General features: G+C 63.5%; 15 protein-coding genes. 14 read left to right on the top strand and 1 reads right to left on the bottom strand.

Going from position 1 to position 18,249, the window contains the following annotated elements:
• Positions 1 to 425: 425 nt before the first annotated feature.
• The 5 genes from ABIB78_RS26950 to ABIB78_RS26930 all read left to right on the top strand — a co-directional run bounded on the left by ABIB78_RS26950 (position 426) and on the right by ABIB78_RS26930 (position 5,688).
• Entirely contained in the window at positions 426 to 1,412 is a 987-nt protein-coding gene (locus ABIB78_RS26950; RefSeq protein WP_429029739.1) for a Bug family tripartite tricarboxylate transporter substrate binding protein, read from the top strand.
• Between the two features lie 150 nt (positions 1,413 to 1,562).
• Positions 1,563 to 2,438: an S-methyl-5'-thioadenosine phosphorylase gene (locus tag ABIB78_RS26945; RefSeq protein WP_429029736.1), complete on the top strand. Its 876-nt coding sequence runs from the start codon at positions 1,563 to 1,565 to the stop codon at positions 2,436 to 2,438.
• Positions 2,435 to 3,535: an S-methyl-5-thioribose-1-phosphate isomerase gene (gene mtnA / locus ABIB78_RS26940; protein WP_429029733.1), complete on the top strand. Its 1,101-nt coding sequence runs from the start codon at positions 2,435 to 2,437 to the stop codon at positions 3,533 to 3,535. The genes ABIB78_RS26945 and mtnA overlap by 4 nt, the downstream gene beginning before the upstream one ends.
• Positions 3,536 to 3,611: 76 nt before the next feature.
• Entirely contained in the window at positions 3,612 to 4,154 is a 543-nt protein-coding gene (locus ABIB78_RS26935; RefSeq protein ID WP_429029730.1) for a tripartite tricarboxylate transporter TctB family protein, read from the top strand.
• A gap of 22 nt (positions 4,155 to 4,176) precedes the next feature.
• On the top strand, positions 4,177 to 5,688 hold the full coding sequence (locus ABIB78_RS26930; RefSeq protein WP_429029728.1) for a tripartite tricarboxylate transporter permease: 1,512 nt from the start codon (positions 4,177 to 4,179) through the stop codon (positions 5,686 to 5,688).
• Between the two features lie 69 nt (positions 5,689 to 5,757).
• Here the strand turns inward: ABIB78_RS26930 and ABIB78_RS26925 are convergent, their stop codons facing one another.
• The gene (locus ABIB78_RS26925; protein WP_429029725.1) at positions 5,758 to 6,951 is read right to left on the bottom strand and encodes a CaiB/BaiF CoA transferase family protein; all 1,194 of its coding nucleotides are present in this window, start codon (positions 6,949 to 6,951) and stop codon (positions 5,758 to 5,760) included.
• A gap of 305 nt (positions 6,952 to 7,256) precedes the next feature.
• On the opposite strand from ABIB78_RS26925, the gene ABIB78_RS26920 reads away from it, so the two are divergent.
• From ABIB78_RS26920 to asnB (ABIB78_RS26880), 9 genes are all read left to right on the top strand, one after another.
• Positions 7,257 to 8,810 carry a lipopolysaccharide biosynthesis protein gene (locus ABIB78_RS26920; RefSeq protein WP_429029723.1) on the top strand — a complete coding sequence of 518 codons (1,554 nt, stop codon included), beginning with the start codon at positions 7,257 to 7,259 and terminating at the stop codon, positions 8,808 to 8,810.
• A 2-nt stretch (positions 8,811 to 8,812) separates the two neighbouring features.
• Positions 8,813 to 10,651 carry an asparagine synthase (glutamine-hydrolyzing) gene (gene asnB, locus ABIB78_RS26915; RefSeq protein ID WP_429029720.1) on the top strand — a complete coding sequence of 613 codons (1,839 nt, stop codon included), beginning with the start codon at positions 8,813 to 8,815 and terminating at the stop codon, positions 10,649 to 10,651.
• 3 nt (positions 10,652 to 10,654) lie between these two features.
• Positions 10,655 to 11,749: a glycosyltransferase family protein gene (locus ABIB78_RS26910; RefSeq protein WP_429029718.1), complete on the top strand. Its 1,095-nt coding sequence runs from the start codon at positions 10,655 to 10,657 to the stop codon at positions 11,747 to 11,749.
• 150 nt (positions 11,750 to 11,899) lie between these two features.
• Positions 11,900 to 12,739: a methyltransferase domain-containing protein gene (locus ABIB78_RS26905; RefSeq protein WP_429029715.1), complete on the top strand. Its 840-nt coding sequence runs from the start codon at positions 11,900 to 11,902 to the stop codon at positions 12,737 to 12,739.
• Positions 12,736 to 13,305, top strand: a complete 570-nt coding sequence (locus ABIB78_RS26900; protein WP_429029713.1) for an acyltransferase — start codon at positions 12,736 to 12,738, stop codon at positions 13,303 to 13,305. Before ABIB78_RS26905 ends, ABIB78_RS26900 begins: the two co-directional genes overlap by 4 nt.
• Positions 13,295 to 14,146, top strand: a complete 852-nt coding sequence (locus tag ABIB78_RS26895; RefSeq protein WP_429029711.1) for a class I SAM-dependent methyltransferase — start codon at positions 13,295 to 13,297, stop codon at positions 14,144 to 14,146. The genes ABIB78_RS26900 and ABIB78_RS26895 overlap by 11 nt, the downstream gene beginning before the upstream one ends.
• Before the next feature lie 3 nt (positions 14,147 to 14,149).
• Complete coding sequence (locus ABIB78_RS26890) at positions 14,150 to 15,079, top strand: NAD-dependent epimerase/dehydratase family protein (RefSeq protein ID WP_429029766.1); 930 nt, start codon at positions 14,150 to 14,152, stop codon at positions 15,077 to 15,079.
• Positions 15,076 to 16,260 carry a glycosyltransferase family 4 protein gene (locus ABIB78_RS26885; protein ID WP_429029709.1) on the top strand — a complete coding sequence of 395 codons (1,185 nt, stop codon included), beginning with the start codon at positions 15,076 to 15,078 and terminating at the stop codon, positions 16,258 to 16,260. The genes ABIB78_RS26890 and ABIB78_RS26885 overlap by 4 nt, the downstream gene beginning before the upstream one ends.
• Before the next feature lie 170 nt (positions 16,261 to 16,430).
• Positions 16,431 to 18,245 carry an asparagine synthase (glutamine-hydrolyzing) gene (asnB, locus tag ABIB78_RS26880; RefSeq protein ID WP_429029707.1) on the top strand — a complete coding sequence of 605 codons (1,815 nt, stop codon included), beginning with the start codon at positions 16,431 to 16,433 and terminating at the stop codon, positions 18,243 to 18,245.
• Positions 18,246 to 18,249 lie beyond the last annotated feature (4 nt).

Here is an 18,249-nt window from a genome sequence, read left to right as displayed (position 1 = left end):
ACTTGATGAGCTGTTTGTCAGGTTAAAATCCGTTTATGGTTTGCAGAGTACGCTCCTGACACAATCTCTCGTCGAGCAATCCTTCTGACAGTTCCCGACAGAGGAATCTCCCGATAGAAGGATCGTCCTGGATGAGTGTGCAGCAGTCGCCTCTGCGAATGCTTTATCCTCGCCGAGGGCACTGCGCCTGGAACACGCCCTCATGGTGGGGGAGGAGTAGCGCCGTTTGGAATCTTGGATGAGAGCCGCCGAACCGTGGTGGTCGTGCGTTCGGCCGATCCTAATGTCGCACTTGCCTCATTCTTCCAAAGTCATAGACCATGCGACAGTCCTCCGCTTGAAATCATCACTATTCTTGGCATGATGCTGGCAAGCTCGAGGTTACGGTTTTTGCAAATGTTGACAGATAGGTAGGGAAGAAACACGTGAGACGGGTTGTGAAAACCGCGGCTAGCATTGCGGCCTTCTTGCTGAGCACGCCGGTCTTTGCCGGCTGGGAGCCGAGCAAGCCGGTTGAAATCGTGGTTGCGGCCGGCGCCGGCGGCGCTTCCGACCAGATGGCGCGCATGATGCAGGCGGCGATCCAGAAGAACAATCTGATGAAGCAGCCGATGGTGGTGTCGCTGAAGGGCGGCGCGTCGGGGGCGGAAGCGCTGATGTACATGAAGTCCAGCGAGGGTGATCCCAACAAGGTGCTGATCGCCTATTCGCTGATCTACATGCTGCCGCTGTCGGCCAAGATCCCGTTCAACTGGCGTGACCTGACGCCGGTGTCGGTGATCGCGCTCGACCAGTTCGTGTTGTGGGACAATGCGTCGGGCCCCAAGACCGTCAAGGATTTCATCGCGGCCGCCAAGGCCGCGAGCGCGCCGTTCAAGATGGGCGGCACGGGCTCCAAGCGCGAGGATCACGTGCTGACCGTATTCATGGAGCAGAAGACTGGCGCAAAATTCTCCTATCTGCCGTACAAGTCCGGCGGCGAGGCCGCGACCCAGCTGGTCGGCGGCCATACCGAATCCAACGTCAACAATCCGAGCGAAAACCTCGAAGTCTGGCGTGCCGGACAGGTTCGCGCGCTCTGCGTGTTCGACAAGGAGCGCATCTCCTACAAGACCAAGGTCACCGACACGCAATCCTGGAACGATATCCCGACCTGCAAGGAAGAGGGGCTGGACGTGCAGTATCTGATGCTGCGCGCGATGTTCCTGCCCGGCAAGGTCACGCAGGAGCAGCAGGCATTCTATGCCGATCTGTTCCAGAAGGTGACGCAGACGGCGGAATACAAGGACTACATGGAGAAGCAAGCCTTGAAGCCGATCTTCCTCACCGGCAAGGACATGGTCGAGTTCCTCGAGGATGACGACAAGCTCAATGCCTCGCTCATGAACGCGGCGGGCTTTGTCGCTAAATAGCGGTCGCGGTTTGCTTACCCTCGGGTTCGAATTGGCTTGCAAGCGGCAGCGGCGCAGTGATTATTGCGCCGCAGTATGGCCGAACGTCCGGCGAGCCCGATCGGGCTGGGTCACCCCTCCGTCGCCGTTGCGGGACCGTGAGGAGCGATCATGAGCAAAGCCGTTCTCGGCATCATCGGCGGATCCGGCATCTACGATCTGCCGGGCCTGGAAAACGTCCGCGAGGAAGCCATCGCGAGCCCTTGGGGCGAGCCATCCGCGTCGCTGCGTCGTGGCGAGATGGCCGGATTGCCGATCGTGTTCCTGCCGCGACACGGCCAGGGGCATGCGCTGTCGCCGTCCGACATCAATTATCGCGCCAATATCGACGTCCTGAAGCGGGCAGGGGTCACCGACCTGGTCGCGCTGTCGGCGTGCGGCTCTTTCAAGGAAGAGCTGCCGCCGGGCACCTTTGTGCTGGTCGATCAGTTCGTCGATCGCACGCACAAGCGCGAGAGCTCGTTCTTCGGCAAGGGCTGCGTCGCGCATGTCTCGATGGCGCATCCGGTGTCGCCGTTGCTCATCAAGCATCTCGCCGCCGCTGCCGAGGCCGAGCGCATCGCGTTCGCGCGCGGCGGCACCTATCTCTGCATGGAGGGGCCGCAATTCTCCTCGCTCGCCGAAAGCCTGACCTACAAGGCGCAGGGCTATTCGGTGATCGGCATGACCAACATGCCGGAAGCCAAGCTCGCCCGCGAGGCCGAGATCTGCTACGCCAGCGTGGCAATGGTCACCGACTTCGACTGCTGGCATCCGGCGCATGATGCCGTGACGGTGCAGGATATCATCCGCGTGCTGAATTCGAACGCCGAGAAGGCAAAGGCGCTGGTCGCGCGTCTGGCGCGGGATTTTCCGCGTGAGCACGAACCCTGTCCGATCGGCTCGGACCACGCGCTGGACACCGCGCTGATCACGGCGCCCACGGCCCGCGATCCGCAGTTGCTTGCCAAACTCGATGCCGTCGCCGGAAGGATCTTGCGCGCATGAAAGTCGACGGACGCCGTTTTCGCAGCATCTGGCTCGAGCCCGACGGCTGGTCGATCGGAGCGATCGATCAACGACGGCTGCCGCATGAGTTCATTGTTGCAAAAATCACGACGGCGGACGAGGCCGGCGAGGCCATCAGCTCGATGCTGGTCCGTGGCGCGCCGCTGATCGGCGCCACCGCAGCCTATGGCATGGCGCTCGCGATGCGCGCCGACGCCTCCGATGCGGCGCTCGACCGGGCCGGCAAGATGCTGGCTGCGACCCGGCCGACCGCGATCAATCTGAAGTGGGCGATCGACGAGATGCAACGTGCGCTCGCGCCGCTCGCAGCTTCAGCCCGTGCGGAAGCGGCGTATGCCCGCGCCCGCGAGATCGCCGACGAGGACGTCGAGATCAACCGCGAGATTGGCCGCCACGGCCTCGACCTGATCGAAAAAATCGCTGCGACCAAGAAGCCGGGCGAGCCGGTGAACGTGCTGACGCATTGCAATGCCGGCTGGCTTGCAACCGTCGATTGGGGAACGGCGACGTCACCGATCTACCAGGCGCATGATCGCGGCATTGCGGTCCATGTCTGGGTCGACGAGACGCGGCCGCGCAATCAGGGCGCTTCGCTCACCGCCTGGGAACTCGGTCACCACGGCGTGCCGCACACCGTGATTCCCGACAACACCGGCGGCCATCTGATGCAGCATCGCATGGTTGATCTCGCGATTGTCGGGACCGACCGCGTTGCCGCCAATGGCGATGTCTGCAACAAGATCGGGACCTATCTGAAAGCGCTCGCCGCGCATGACAACGACGTGCCGTTCTACGTTGCGCTGCCGTCGCCGACCATCGACTTTAGTATCGATGATGGCGTCAGGCAGATTCCGATCGAGCAGCGTGCGGCCGCCGAGGTGACGCACCTCACCGGGCGCACGGCGGATGGACGGATCGAGACCGTGCGCGTGGTTCCGGACGGCTCTTCGGTGGCCAATTTCGGCTTCGATGTCACACCGGCGAGGCTGGTGACGGGATTGATCACCGAGCGCGGCGTCCTCGGCGCTGACCGTGCTGCGCTTGCGAGCGCATTTCCCGAACGTTCCGGGCGTTAGCTGAAGGCTGCATTGACGGTGATTGTATCAGCACGCTATCCCAATCGTTGCCCTCGCAACCCAGACCGTCCAGTCCATGTCCAATACCGAACTTGAGATCGTCGTCGACGATCCGACCGCGCCTGAAGAGAACTCGCCCGCCGTCGTCTCTACCGGCGTCGTCGATGTCGTCGTCTCGCTGCTGCTGCTCGCGCTCGCATCGGTGCTCGGCTGGGATAATTGGCGCACCGGCGCATCATGGGATTCGACCGGGCCGCAACCGGGCTATTTTCCGTTCTATCTCTCGGTGATTCTCGGCGCCGCCAGCCTCTACGGCCTCGGTGCCGCCTTCGTCTCGCGCCGGGAAGCCGCCGAGACCTTTGTCACCCGCGCCCAGTTTCGCCGGGTGATGGCGGTGTTCGTGCCGACATTCCTGTTCTGCCTCGCCACCCAATATTTCGGCCTCTACGTCGCAAGCTTTCTCCTGATCGCGGGCTTCATGCGCCTCGTCGGCAAGATCGTGCTGTGGAAGTCGCTGCTCACCGCCTTCGTCTTCACCGCGGCGATGTTCGTAACCTTCGACATCGCATTCGACGTCATCATGCCGAAGGGGCCGCTCGAAGCGGCCTTCGGCTACTGAGCGATCGACAGGATTTCGAGACATGGAAGCGTTCGGTCTCCTGCTGCATGGCTTTGCCGTCCTGTTGACGTGGAAGACGCTGCTGTTGATGATGGTCGGCCTCGTGCTCGGCATCTTCGTCGGCGTGCTGCCCGGACTTGGCGGCCCCAACGGTGTCGCGATCCTGCTGCCGCTGACCTTCACGATGGATCCGACATCCGCCATCGTGATGCTGTCGTGCATCTATTGGGGCGCGCTGTTCGGCGGCGCCATCACCTCGATCCTGTTCAACATCCCCGGCGAAGCCTGGTCGGTCGCGACCACGTTCGACGGCTATCCGATGGCGCAGCAGGGCAGGGCGGCCGAAGCGCTGACCGCGGCGTTCACCTCGTCCTTCATCGGCTCGCTGGTCGCGGTGCTGCTGATCACCTTCCTGGCGCCGATGATCTCGTCGTTCGCGCTGAAGTTCGGCCCGCCGGAATTCTTTGCCGTCTATCTGCTGACCTTCTGTTCCTTCGTCGGCCTCGGCCGCGAGGCCAAGCACAAGACCGTCATCTCGATGTCGCTCGGGCTGCTGCTCGCCGGCGTCGGCATGGATACGGTGTCCGGGCAGCTGCGCATGACGTTCGGCTCCGCCGAGCTGCTGCGCGGCATCAACTTCCTCGTGGCGGTGATCGGCCTGTTCGGCATCAGCGAAATCCTGCTCACCATGGAGGAGCGCCTGGCGCTGCGCGGGCATGCCGCCAGTATCAGCCTGCGCGTGGTGCTCTCGGTGTGGAAGGACCTGCCGAAGTACTGGGTGACGCTGCTGCGTTCGTCCGTGATCGGCTGCTGGCTCGGGATCACGCCGGGCGGCGCGATCGCGGCCTCCTTCATGGGCTACAACCTCGCCAAGCGCTTCGCCAACGACCCGGAAAGTTTTGGCAAGGGCCGTATCGAGGGCGTGTTCGCGCCGGAGACCGCCGCGCACGCCTCAGGCACTGCAGCCTTGTTGCCGATGCTTGCGCTCGGCATTCCCGGTTCGGGGACCGCGGCGATCCTGCTCGGCGGCCTGATGGTGTGGGGCCTCAACCCCGGGCCGCTGCTGTTCGTCGAGCACAAGGATTTCGTCTGGGGCCTGATCGCCTCGATGTATCTCGGCAACGTCGTCGGTCTCGTGCTGGTGCTGACCACCGTGCCGATCTTCGCCTCGATCCTGCGCGTGCCGTTCGCGGCCGTGGCCCCGATGATCGTGGTGTCCTGCGCGATCGGCGCCTATGCGATCCAGAATGCGATGTTCGATATCTGGTTGATGCTAGGCTTCGGCGTGGTCGGCTACGTCTTCAAGAAGATCGGGATCCCGCTTGCGCCGTTCACGCTCGCTTTGGTGCTCGGCAGCCGCGCCGAGGACGCATTCCGGCTCTCGATGATCGGCTCGGGCGGCGACATGAAGGTGTTCTGGTCGAACGGCCTGGTCGGCACCATCACGACCATGGCGATCGTGCTGCTATTCTGGCCGGTGATCGATCGGGCCTTTGCCGGCGTCGCGCGTCTGGTGCGGCCAGCAAAGGCGTGAAGCCTTATAGCGTTTTCAAGCGAAGTGGATACCGGTTCGCGTGAAGAAAACGCGTCAAGACTGGAATCTCTAGACGACCTTGCGCTGCCTGAGCTCGGCGATCTCGTCCTGACCGAAGCCGAACTCGGCCAGCACTTCCTCGGTCTGCTCGCCGAATTCCGGCGGCCGCGCTGCCATCTTGCTCGGCGTCCGCGACAGCGTGACAGGCTGGCTGACCAGCTGGATGTGCCGGTTCTCGTCATTGGGGACGTGCTGGGCCATGCCGAGATGCTTGACCTGGGCATCCTCGAACATCTGATCGATCGAGTAGATCGGCCCGCAGGGCACGCCGGTGGCGTTCAGCTCCTGCACCCAGGTCTCGGTCGATTTCTTCTCGGTCAGCGCGTTGATTCGTGCATTCAGCGCGTCGCGGTTCTTCGAGCGCGCCGGTGCCGTCGCGTAGTCGGGGTCCATGACCAGGTCGGGCGCGCCGATCGCCTGTGCGCAGCGCTCCCAGATTCGTCCGCCTGTCGTGGCGATGTTGATGTAGCCGTCGGTGGTCTTGAACACGCCGGTCGGGATCGAGGTCGGATGGTTGTTGCCGGCCTGCTTGGCGACTTCCTTTTCCATCAGCCAGCGCGCCGCCTGGAAATCCAGCATGAAGATCTGCGCCTGCAGCAGCGAGGTCTGCACCCACTGGCCTTGGCCGGAGACGTCGCGTTCCAAGAGTGCGGTGAGGATTCCGATCGCGCAGAACAGCCCTGCGGTGAGGTCGGCCACGGGAATGCCGACCCGCATCGGGCCGCCGCCGGGCGCGCCGGTCACCGACATCAGGCCGCCCATGCCCTGCGCGATCTGATCGAAGCCTGGCCGCTTGTGATAGGGGCCGTCCTGGCCAAACCCGGAGATGCTGCCGTAGACGATCCGCGGATTGATCTTGCGCACGCTCTCATAGTCGATGCCGAGCTTGGCCTTCACGTCGGGTCGAAAGTTCTCGACGATGACGTCGGCCTGTTCGGCCAGCCGCTTGAACACCTCGAGCCCCTTGGGGTCTTTCAGGTTCAGCGTCATGGCGCGCTTGTTGCGATGCAGGTTCTGGAAGTCGGATCCGCCGCGGGGGCCGCCCGGCTGCTCGCCGCCGCCGTCTTCCAGCAGCGCGTCGATCTTGATGACGTTGGCACCCCAATCGGCGAGCTGGCGCACGCAGGTCGGCCCCGACCGGACCCGGGTCAAATCCAGCACGGTGAACCGGGACAGGGCTTGGGATGCGCGGGGAAAGGGCATTGAGACACCTCTTGTTTGGCGGGCCGCTCTGGGGCTACTGCCTATCTGCCATAGACAATTTGGCTGACCTTTCCAACTGTTACCCGGACAACAAACCGGGCTGGAAACAAACAGGCATGGTTCCGTTCAGATCGGCCTCCGCCTCGGCTGTCGTTCAGGTTTCCCCGCACCTGCTTACAGGCCCCGCCATCCGCTAACCCTCGACAATCACTGCGCCGGCTGCTAGCCCGTCGCCATCCGAATGAGTTTTTGCCCTTATGGAAGAGGCACTTGAGGCGCATCAAGGCGATGGACCGAAAGCGGGCATGGCGGTGAAAAAGGGTCCCTCCCATCTGCTCGGCAATTCGGCATGGAACGCGACAGCTTTCGCGGTCGCGGTGCTGCTCAATCTCGCGATTCTGCCATTCGTGATCTTCCGGCTCGGCCTTGCCGCGTTCGGGGTTGCGGGCCTGGTGACTGCCTGCGTCGCGCCTGCGCTGATGTTCAGCAATGCGCTTGGCCTCTCGACGGCGCGCGAACTCGCGCAACGGTTGGAACCGTCCGATCGCGGCGAGGCGCGGCGTTTCTTCGCGACCGCCCTTGCGCTCGCCATCGCCGTGGGCGGCCTGATCTCGGCCTTGCTGATCCTTGCCGGACCGCCGCTCGCGCGATTGGGGTTTCACCTGGGTGTTCCGGCGTCCGACGACCTCGGGCTTGCCTTCGCGTTGGCCGGTGCCGGCTGGCTGTTCCAGTGCCTGTTTGCGGTCTTCCTCTCCCTGTTCACGGCCCGCCAGGATTATCGGCGAATCGCGTCGATCAGCATCATCGGCACGGTGGTGACGACAATGTCGATGCTGCTGTTGATCCCATACGCCCCGCGCGCCTCGACCTTCCTTGGCTGTCAGGCCTTGGGCTTCGCGACGAATCTCGCAATGGCATTCGTCTGGTCGCGGCACGCCATCAGCGATTGGCTGGCACGGCCCGCGCTCGATCGCAGTGCGCTGCGCGCACTCGTGAAACTTGGCGGCTGGCAGGTCGCGGCGCAAAGCGGCGCGCTGTTTGCCGGCCAGGCGGACCGCTATCTGCTCGGTGCGCTGCTGCAGCCGCAATTCGTCGGCTTCTACAGCGTCGCGCAGCGGCTGGAGGAGGCGGTCTATATCGGCGTGCTGAAGATCGGCGAGATATTGTTCCCGTTCTTCAGCACGCTGCAGAAAGAGGATGACGATCGCAAGGTCGACCTGCTGCTGCGCTCCTCCTGGATTCTCAACGTGCTTGCCGCGAGTGCGCTTGGCGGCCTGATCCCGGTTGCCGGCGCGCTGCTGTATCGATGGACCGGCGCCGAGGTCGCCGCCGAGGCGCAGCTCGTGCTGGTGGTGCTTGCGATCAGCGGGATATTGGGGTCGAGCGCCAACGTGTTTGCGTTCTATCTGCTGTCGCAGGGACGCTCCAGTTTCAACGCGTTGATCTCGCTGGTCACCGGCATCTTCACGCTGGCGACCAGCGCCATTGCGTTGCCGTATTTCGGCTGGCAAGCGGCCGGCTGGAGCTCTTGCGTCGGGATGGTTGCCCAGATGGTCGTCACGGTGTTGCTGCTGCGGCGAACCTTCAGGCTTTCGGCCATGTGGTCGCGGATGCTGCATTTCGTCTTGATCCCGCTCGGCACGGGCATCGCCGTTGCGCTGGTGCTGCGCGCGCAGCTTGGCCATGTGTCGTTCGACCACGCGCCGTCATGGCGGTATGTGGTGTCGCTCTATGGCGTGTCGGCGGCGGCGATCTTTGTCGCCGCCGTCGCCGTGTCGCAGCTCGGTCCCTATCGCGCCGTCTGCTCGCGGGATCTCCGCCTCATCATCGCTCGCTTCTTGCCCTTCAAGGCCGCCTAGACATGTGTGGTATCGCAGGCATCGTCAATCTGCGCGGCGGCCCCGTGGACCCGGCCGACATCTCGCGGCTCACCAGCCTGATCGCGCATCGCGGTCCGTTCGGCGAGGGCACCTGGTTCAACGCGAAGCGAAACGTCGCCTTCGGCCATCGCCGGCTGGCCATCATCGATCCCGGCGAGGGCGGCTATCAGCCGATGGCATCAGGCGATGGCCGCCATGTGATCGTCTACAACGGCGAGATCTACAACTTCCTCGAATTGCGCCGCGAGCTCGAGGCGAAGGGCGCAGTCTTCCGCAGCCAGTCCGACACCGAAGTGATCCTTGCCGTCTGGCAGGCGTGGGGCGAGGACATGCTGCTGCGCTTCAACGGCATGTGGGCGCTGGCGATCTACGACACCGTCACGGACGATCTGTTCTTGGCGCGCGATCGGTTCGGCATCAAGCCGCTGCTGTACGCGTTGTCAGGCGAGCGGTTCGTGTTCGCGTCCGAGCAGCGGGCGCTGACGCGGAGCGGACTGGTTGAGACGTCGCTCGATGTCGACGTGGCGCGGCGGCTGTTGCTTGACCCGTTCGGGATCGAAGGCAGCGAGCGGACCTTGTTCGCGCAACTCCGTCGTCTGCAGGGCGGCCACTGCATGTGGTTGCGCCAGGGACGGGTGCAGGTCCGCCGCTGGTGGCGGACCGTGGATCATTTGCCCGCGATCCCGGATACTGATTCCGAACGCGTCGAGCGGTTTCGCGACCTGTTTCAGGATTCCGTCGCCCTGCGGATGCGCAGCGACGTTCCGATCGGCACCTGCCTGTCCGGTGGCTTCGATTCGTCCGCGGTGATCTGCGCGATGGCGACCCATGAGAAGGCTGGCATGGGGCCGCGCGACAGCACCGCCTGGCGGCACGCCTTTGTCGCGACCTTTCCCGGCGCCAGCAACGACGAGCGGCCGATGGCGGAGGAAGCAGCCGCATGGGCCGATGTGGCGCCGAGCTTTCTCGAGATCGGGCGCTCCGATGCGCTCACCGACCTTGACCGGATCCTTGACGACAACGACGACGTCTATATCGGCCTGCCAAGCGCGCCGTGGCTGATCTATCGCGAACTCCGGCGCCAGAACGTCGCCGTCTCGCTTGACGGCCACGGAGCGGACGAATTGATGGGCGCCTACCTGCAGGAGGGGCAGTCGACCGCATTCCGGATCCGGAACGCTGCCGCGGCGCTCACGTCACGATCGCAGCTGGCGCAACGCGGCATCGACTTCCTGCGGGCGCAGATGATCAGGCGCCAGGGGCACTATTTCCTGCGGGGAGGTCTGACGGCGATTCCTGCAGCGCTGCCGCTGGTCGCCGAGGGCGACGAGTTGCCGAGCGCGTGGGGCGCGCTGAACCGGCGTCTCTATCGCATGTTCCACTCGACTACGCTGCCGACCATTCTGCGCAATTTCGACCGGCTCTCGATGGCGCACGGGATCGAGGTGCGCATGCCGTTCATGGACTGGCGGCTGGTGACCTACACGATGGCGCTGCCGGAAACGAGCAAGTCGGCCGACGGCATGACCAAGGTGGTCGCGCGGCAGGCGATGGCGAACCTGATGCCCGAAAGCATCCGCACCGCGCGCCGCAAGGTCGGCTTCAACTCGCCGATGCCGGAATGGCTGAATGGGCCGTTGGCGGGCTGGACCGCGGAATTGCTCAATCAGAATGTCCCGGCATTCGCCGAGTTCGTCGACGAAGCACCGCTTCGAAAGGTGGTTGGGCGCTTGACGGCGTCGCAGAGCTGGGATTGGGAATCCGTCGGCCGGATCTGGCCATACCTGAACATGAAATGGATGCTAGCAAGGTCCACGTAGGCAATGCGTCTGTTCCAAAATAGCGGTCTCTATCCGTCTTACCTGCCAAGGCTGAACCAGCTCGCGGCAAAGGCATCGACCTTCGCGGCGCGTCGCGACGCGTTCCTGCACGATCGCTTTGGCGCGGCGCATCTTCTCCAGCCCGTGCTCGACGGCGCACCCGAAGCCTTTTTCACCAATGGCGACGACGACGTGCTGCAGCACCAGTGGGCGCGTGAGCAAGGCATCAAGGGGACGCCGACGCCCGAGGCCATTCTGCTCGCGCAGATCGAGCATCACCGAACCGAAGTGTTCTACAATCTCGATCCAGTGCGCTATCCGAGCGCGTTCATTGCCAAGCTTCCCGGCTGCGTGAAGAAGACGTTGTGCTGGCGCGCGGCGCCGTCGGGAAATGCCGACCTGACCGCTTATGGCGCGGTGCTTGGAAACTTCCCCTCGATCCTCGAAGCCTGGCGCAGCAAGGGCTGCCGGGCGGAGCTTTTCTTTCCCGCAATCGACCCCGTCATGGAACAGTACGGTCGCGGCGAACGTCCGATCGACGTGGCGTTTGTCGGAGGATATTCGCGGCATCACAGCGCGCGGGGTAGGACCCTCGAACAGGTCGCGGCCCTGGCGGCCGACCGTAACATCGTGTTCTGCCTCGATGCGTCGCGGCTGACGCGGCTTGCCGAAAGCGCGCTCGGTCGATTGCTGCCGCTGCGGAAACACCGGCGCCCCGACGTCATCGCGCGAATCGCGAGGCTGCCGCTGTTCGGCAGGAACCTCTACGAGCTGTTCGGATCGGCGAAGATCGTGCTCAACGGCGCAATCGACATGGCCGGCAACGATCGCGGCAACATGCGCTGCTTCGAGGCAATGGGCTGCGGAGCGCTGCTCGTGTCAGATGCCGGCAACTATCCGGAGGCGATGCAGGACGGTGTCACGATGCGCACCTACGACGCTCCTGAACGAGCCGCCGAGACGATTTCAAGGAGCCTGCAGGATTGGCCGCAATGGGCCGGGATCGCCGCATCCGGCCGGAGGCGCGTGCAGGAGACTTACAGCAAGGCCTCGCAATGGGCACAGTTTATCGATCTCGTCGCGCGGATTGAGCCGTGATAGAGCGTTTTCGAGCGAAGTGGACGCCGGTTCGCGTAAAGAAAACGCGTCAAAACAACAATCCAGAGCCCCGTTCCGATTCCATCGGAACGGAAAAGGCTCTAGACGGGGCACAGAGCCGGCCAGAGGGCGGGCGATCGGGCCGGAATGATGTCTGCAAGTGATTTGATCCATCAGCTGAAATGGGCGGCCGACGGGCTTGCCGTGCCGCTGTTCAGGATGCGGCCGCGGCCGTTTGGCCCGGGCTATCAGACGGTCAAGCGCGACACCATCACCGCGGCCATCGACTCTGGCCTGCTGCGGGCAGGAAAGGAGCTTCCGCCCGGCTACGGCGTCGCCATGGACGAGCGCGTGGTGGAATACCCCTGGGTCTATGGCCGATTGAACAATGTCGGCAAGATGCTGGACGCGGGATCGACGTTCAACCACGACTTCCTGCTGCAGCGTCCGCCGCTGCGCGGCGCGGATCTCACGATCATGACCCTGGCACCCGAGAGGCGATGCTATTGGCATGACGGCTACTCCTACGTGTTCGGCGACCTCCGGCAGACGATGTTCGGCGATCATGTGTTCGACACCGTCGCCAGCATTTCGACGATCGAGCACATCGGTCTCGACAATCAGATGCTGTATACGGGCGATCCGCGCGACGCGGAGACCGATCGGGACGGCTTTGTTCCGGCGGTGCAGGAGTTCAAGCGCGTTCTCAAGCCGGGAGGGACCTGCTTGATCTCCGTGCCGTTCGGCAAGCGCGACAATCTCGGCTGGTATCAGGTGTTCGATCTTGCCATGATCGAGCGGATCATCGAGGTATTCGGCGCGGCATCTCACCAGGTCGACTATTTCGGATATTCGCGACAGGGCTGGTCGCGCCAGAGCGCCGAGGCGCTCGCCGACGCCACCGTTTTCGACATCCACACCGGCAAGGGGCAGGGCGATGACCTTGCGGCGTCATCGCGCGCCGTGGCTTGCCTGCAGTTGACGGCATGAATTTCGATTACCTGATCCAGCGTCTGATCGGTCGCGCGACGTGCCGGTTGCAGCCAGACGCGGCGCTTGGCCGCTACGCCAGGATCAGAAACATCCGCGGCGATTCCGACAAGATCGTCGTCGGCCGCAACAGCCGCATCCTGGGTGAGCTTTTGACCTTCGCGCATGGTGGGGAGATCCAGATCGGTGAGTGGTGCTATGTCGGCGAGGGGACTCGGGTCTGGTCGGCGACCTCGATCGAGATCGGCAACCGCGTTCTGATCTCGCATTCGGCGAATATTTTCGACAGTCTAACCCATCCCCTGCGGGCGGCGGAGCGGCACCGGCAGGTCCAAGAGATTTTCACGCGGGGGCATCCGAACGATATCTCGCTTGACGAGAGCCCGGTTAAAATCTGCGATGACGCCTGGATCGGCGCAGGTGCGATAGTGTTGCGCGGTGTGACGGTCGGGCAGGGTGCGATCGTTGCGGCCGGCGCGGTCGTGACCAAGGATGTTGCGGCGTATTCGATCGTGGCGGGCAATCCGGCCGTGCTGGTGAGGGAGCTTGGCCCTGATGAACGGTGAGCGCAAGTTTACCACCTGGGAGGACGCCGTGGTCTGGCTGCGCAATCAGCCCGACCAGCGCCAGCTTGTGCTCGACGCATTTTACGACGATCCGCTGGCTGACGCTGCTGAACGCTATTTCCGGAGCACCGAGTGGCAGGCGGTCACCTCGCTGCTGGCCGGCAGGTCTGGTACCGCGCTCGACGTTGGCGCCGGCCGCGGCATTGCGAGCTACGCGCTCGCCCGAAGCGGTTTCGCCGTGACGGCGCTCGAACCGGATCCCAGCGCGATCGTGGGCGCGGCGGCGATCCGCGGCCTGGCACAACAGGCGCAATTGCCGATCCAGGTGGTCGAAGAGTTTTCCGAGCGGCTGCCGTTCGCCGACGCGACGTTCGATCTGGCTTTCGCCCGTGCCGTTCTGCACCATACGCGCGATCTCGAGGGGGCATGCCGGGAGATGTTTCGCGTGCTGCGGCCCGGTGGCATGCTGATCGCCGCGCGCGAGCATGTCATCAGCAGGGAGGCGGATCTTCCGCAGTTCCTTGCGCAGCATCCGCTGCACCATCTTTACGGGGGCGAACATGCCTTCCTGCTCGAACGCTACACCGGTGCGCTGACCACCGCGGGATTTTCCGCGATCGACACGCTGGCGCCGCTGCAAAGCCCGATCAACCTGTTTCCCTATACGCTGGAGACCTTGCGAGCGGCGATCGTGACCAAGTTGACACAAAGGATTCCGGTGGCTCCGCTGTGGCGAGCCGCGCTTGGATCACGCCGGGTCTTCGTCTCGCTGCTGTCGATGGCCGAACGTTTCGACAATCGACCCGGCCGGCTCTACTCCTTTGTCTGTCACAAGGCCTGAGTGATGATCGTCTGGGTTACAGGCGCGAACGGGTTCATCGGCCGCCATCTCGTGCATGAGTTGGCGGGAGCGGGCCATGCGGTGCATGGCGTCGGACACGGGGCACTTGACGCAACGGAAACCCGGCGGCTTGGCTTGCAGAGCTGGATCAACGGTGAAATCGATGCAGCTAATCTCGATGCGCTCGCGGCTGCGCACGGGCTGCCGACACGTATTTTCCATTTGGCGGGCGGATCGTCCGTCGGCGTCTCGATCGAGCGGCCGTTCGAGGATTTCTCGCGGACTGTCACGAGCACTGCGCGGCTGCTCGAATGGCTGCGCGGATCCGCGCCGAACTGCGCGGTGATCGCGGCGTCGAGTGCGGCCGTTTACGGGGCCGACCACCCCGGCCCAATCGCTGAAAGTGCCATCGCAACTCCGATGTCGCCTTACGGGCAGCACAAGTTCATGATGGAGCAGTTGTGCCGGAGCTATGCGCGGTCGTTTGGCGTCCGCTGCACTGTCGTGCGGCTGTTCTCGGTCTATGGACCCAATTTGCGCAAACAGCTGCTTTGGGACATCTGCTCGCGGCTGGCGGCCGGGGAGCAGGTGCTCACTCTTGGCGGGACGGGAACCGAAATCCGCGACTGGACCGACGTTCGCGATGTCGCGAGGCTGCTTGCAGGTGTCGCGGAACCGTCGTCGCAGGAGACCTTCCGGGTCATCAACGGCGGGTCAAGCCGCGGGACGAGTGTTGCCGATATCGCAGCCGGCCTCATCCGGCAGTGGGGCGGCAACACCGTTGTGCGACACTCCGGCGTAAGCCGGCCTGGTGATCCCGTGAGCCTGCTGGCCGATGATGCAACGCTGCGCCAGATCGGGTTCGATTGGCGCATTCCGCTCGATCAGGGCCTTGCCGATTACGTGACCTGGTTCAAGGGGCAGGCTTCGTGACGCCGCACCCATTGCGGTTCGCGTTCAGTCACATTTCGCGACGGATTTGGGCCGGCGGCTACAATTATCAGCGCAATCTGTTCGCGGCGCTCGATCGGTTCTCGCCGGGCGAATTCGCGCCGATCGCTTTTGCCGGGACCAAAGCCGACGAGAATGAACTCGTTGAGCTTGCCGCGGTACCAGGTGTCGAGGTGATCCGATCGGAGGCGTTCGACGGACAGCCAGGTCTGGGTGCGGCACTCGCGCTTGGTCTGGACCGCCGAGCCGCGGCGGCGTTTCGCTCGGCGCGCGTGGATGTTGTTGTCGAAGCCGCGCGCTTCTTCGGCTGGCGGCTGCCTGTCCCTGCCGTGGCGTGGATTCCGGATCTGCAGCACCGTTCCCTGCCTCAGCTGTTTCCAACGACGGCGCGGTGGCGCCGCGAGATCGGCTTTCGCGTTCAGATCGCGTCAGGGCGGACCATCATGCTGAGCAGCGAAAGCGCCTTCCGCGATTTCAGGGCTTACTACCCACACGCCAGCAACCGCGTCAGCGTCGTTCGCTTCGCGACCCAGCCGCCGGCCGCATTCCTGGACATCGACCCGTCAGAGGTCATCGCGGCGTACAATCTGCCGACGAACTACTTCTATCTGCCCAATCAATTCTATCGCCACAAGAACCATCAGCTTGTCGTCGAAGCTCTAGCGATCCTGAAGCGTCGTGGGGTCGAGGTCGTTGTCTGTGCATCCGGCAGCACGGAAGATCGGCGTGAGCCGGGCTACTATGATCTGATCAACTCCGAGATCGGGAAGCGCGGCCTCGATACGCACTTTCGTCACCTCGGCGTGATCCCGTTGCCGCATGTCTACGCGCTGTTGCGGGCTTCCACAGCCCTGCTCAACCCGTCGCGCTTCGAGGGCTGGAGCACGACGGTCGAGGAGGCGAAGTCGTTCGGCGTTCCGATGATCCTGTCCGACATCGATGTGCACCGGGAGCAGACAGGCGGCGCTGCGCGCTATTTCGGCGTCGATGATCCGGTCGCGCTGGCGGATCATCTGACGCAAGCCTCACAGGAGGCTCACGGGCTCGTGGTTAGAAATGTTGTCCTGCACCAGGACGAAAACGTCAGGGCGTTTGCGGCAAATTTTGCGGCGACGATGCGCCGGGCGGCCGGTCAGGATGTCACCGAGCCAGTCGCGAGATAGAAGCTGAGTTCGCGCGGCAGATCGCGCCGCCGCACATTCGCCCGGCGAGGTTGACGTTCATCGCGTGAACGGGGTAGAGGAGAGCTCAGGCGCCGGGCCAGATGTGATGCCGCAGCGGCCAGCATGCTGTCGCATTGTCCACGAAACCCAGACGAACAGGTTAGTCCCACGTGTGCGGCATATTCGGCCTAGTCGCCAAGAACGGGTTCGTTGATGCTGATCAGGTCGATCGACTGACGGATCTCGTCGCGCACCGCGGGCCGGATGGGCGCGGGGTGAGGGTCAATGGCAATGTCGGGTTGGGACACCGGCGCCTCGCCATCATCGATCTGACCGATGACGGTGCGCAGCCGATGCGCGACAGGCTGCTTCCGATCTGGATCACCTACAACGGCGAAATCTACAATTACCTCGAGCTCCGCACGGAACTCGAAACGCTCGGACATGTCTTCCATACCGCTTCGGACACCGAGGTCCTGCTGGCCGCCTATGTCCACTGGGGCGAAAACTGCCTCGAGCGCTTCAACGGCATGTGGTCGTTTGCAATCCATGACGAGCGTGACAATACGCTGTTCTGCGCGCGTGATCGCTTCGGTGTTAAGCCATTCTACTATGCCGACACGGCGACGCAATTCGCATTCGGTTCGGAGATTCGCCAACTACTCCCGCTGATCGGGCGCTCCGTCGCCGACGACGATCTTGTCAGGGATTTTCTCGTCTGCGGCCTGAGCGACCATACCAATCGCACCTTCTTCAAGGGCATCGAGAAGCTCGCCCCTGGACACAAGATGCGCGTCGATGTGGCAACCGGCCGGATCAAGACGGAGCGCTATTATTCGCTGGTGCCTCGTCCGGACGTGGCCGACGGGCAGGATGCAGCCAAATGGCTGCGACAGCTGCTCGACGACGCCACGCGTCTGCGCTTGCGCTCGGACGTTCGCGTCGGAACCTGCTTGTCGGGAGGACTGGACAGTTCGAGCGTCGCGACGCTGGCTGCTAGGCGCTATGCGACGACCTCCAACGATCGCTTCTTTGCCATTACCGCAATCAGCGAGCAGGAAGCCAATAACGAAGAAGCGTACGCGGCTGATGTCGTGGCAAGGGCTGGGCTGAACTGGTTGCGCACCAAGCCGGGCTACGAGGAGTTCGCCTCGACGGCGGAAACCCTTCTCGAGGTTCAGGAGGAGCCATTCGGAGGCCCCTCGATCATGATGCAGTATGAGGTGATGAAGACGGCGCGCGCGAACGGCGTGATTGTGCTTCTCGATGGTCAGGGCGGCGATGAAACGCTGCTCGGATATCATCGCTATTATGCGGCTTGGCTTCGCGACCACTTTCGTTGCTCGGGTGTCCGCGGATTTTTTTCTGCCTTCGGCGCGGCCAGGAAGGCGGGCGTTTCAGCCGGCCGCCTGTTGATGTATTTGTTCGGGGCGAGCCTGGCGGGGCTACGGGCCGGGGTCTATCGTTGGCGATACGCGTTCCTGAAGAGTCCAGCGCTGCCGGAGTCGCTTCGCCATTTTGCGCGACACACCAGCGATGCACGGGAGATGCAGGTTCTGGAGATCACCGAAACCAACCTGCCGATGCTGCTGCGTTTCGAGGACAAGAATTCGATGCGGTTCGGTATCGAAACACGACTGCCATTCCTCGACTACCGCTTTGTGGAATTTTCACTGGGCTTGCCGTCCCGGATCAAGATCAATCACGGCTGGACAAAATGGCCGCTCCGCGCAGCCATGCAGGATGTTCTTCCCGCCAACATCTGCTGGCGCAAGGACAAGATCGGCTTTGCTGCTCCCGATCAGCTCTGGCTCAACCGACACTCGCCGGTGATGTATGATAAGGTGATCGGCAGCGCGCTGCTTGCCCGCTACGTCGACATGGCTGCAGTGAAGAGGAAATTCCACCGGCTCGACCTCGGAATGCGCTGGAGGCTCTATTGCGTGGCGCTCTGGGGCGAACGTTTCCGGGTTGGAGGCCCATGAAGAT

The sequence above is a fragment of the Bradyrhizobium sp. I1.14.4 genome, assembly GCF_050435825.1.
Lineage (GTDB): Bacteria > Pseudomonadota > Alphaproteobacteria > Rhizobiales > Xanthobacteraceae > Bradyrhizobium.
This window is presented reverse-complemented; position numbering and strand designations above follow the sequence as displayed.

Excerpts from the sequence above, each read along its gene's own strand:
- ABIB78_RS26945 (WP_429029736.1), top strand. The coding sequence starts at position 1,563 with ATGAGCAAAGCCGTTCTCGGCATCATCGGCGGATCCGGCATCTACGAT.
- mtnA (WP_429029733.1), top strand. The coding sequence starts at position 2,435 with ATGAAAGTCGACGGACGCCGTTTTCGCAGCATCTGGCTCGAGCCCGAC.
- ABIB78_RS26935 (WP_429029730.1), top strand. The coding sequence starts at position 3,612 with ATGTCCAATACCGAACTTGAGATCGTCGTCGACGATCCGACCGCGCCT.
- ABIB78_RS26930 (WP_429029728.1), top strand. The coding sequence starts at position 4,177 with ATGGAAGCGTTCGGTCTCCTGCTGCATGGCTTTGCCGTCCTGTTGACG.
- ABIB78_RS26925 (WP_429029725.1), bottom strand. The coding sequence starts at position 6,951 with ATGCCCTTTCCCCGCGCATCCCAAGCCCTGTCCCGGTTCACCGTGCTG.
- ABIB78_RS26920 (WP_429029723.1), top strand. The coding sequence starts at position 7,257 with ATGGCGGTGAAAAAGGGTCCCTCCCATCTGCTCGGCAATTCGGCATGG.
- asnB (WP_429029720.1), top strand. The coding sequence starts at position 8,813 with ATGTGTGGTATCGCAGGCATCGTCAATCTGCGCGGCGGCCCCGTGGAC.
- ABIB78_RS26910 (WP_429029718.1), top strand. The coding sequence starts at position 10,655 with ATGCGTCTGTTCCAAAATAGCGGTCTCTATCCGTCTTACCTGCCAAGG.
- ABIB78_RS26905 (WP_429029715.1), top strand. The coding sequence starts at position 11,900 with ATGTCTGCAAGTGATTTGATCCATCAGCTGAAATGGGCGGCCGACGGG.
- ABIB78_RS26900 (WP_429029713.1), top strand. The coding sequence starts at position 12,736 with ATGAATTTCGATTACCTGATCCAGCGTCTGATCGGTCGCGCGACGTGC.
- ABIB78_RS26895 (WP_429029711.1), top strand. The coding sequence starts at position 13,295 with ATGAACGGTGAGCGCAAGTTTACCACCTGGGAGGACGCCGTGGTCTGG.
- ABIB78_RS26890 (WP_429029766.1), top strand. The coding sequence starts at position 14,150 with ATGATCGTCTGGGTTACAGGCGCGAACGGGTTCATCGGCCGCCATCTC.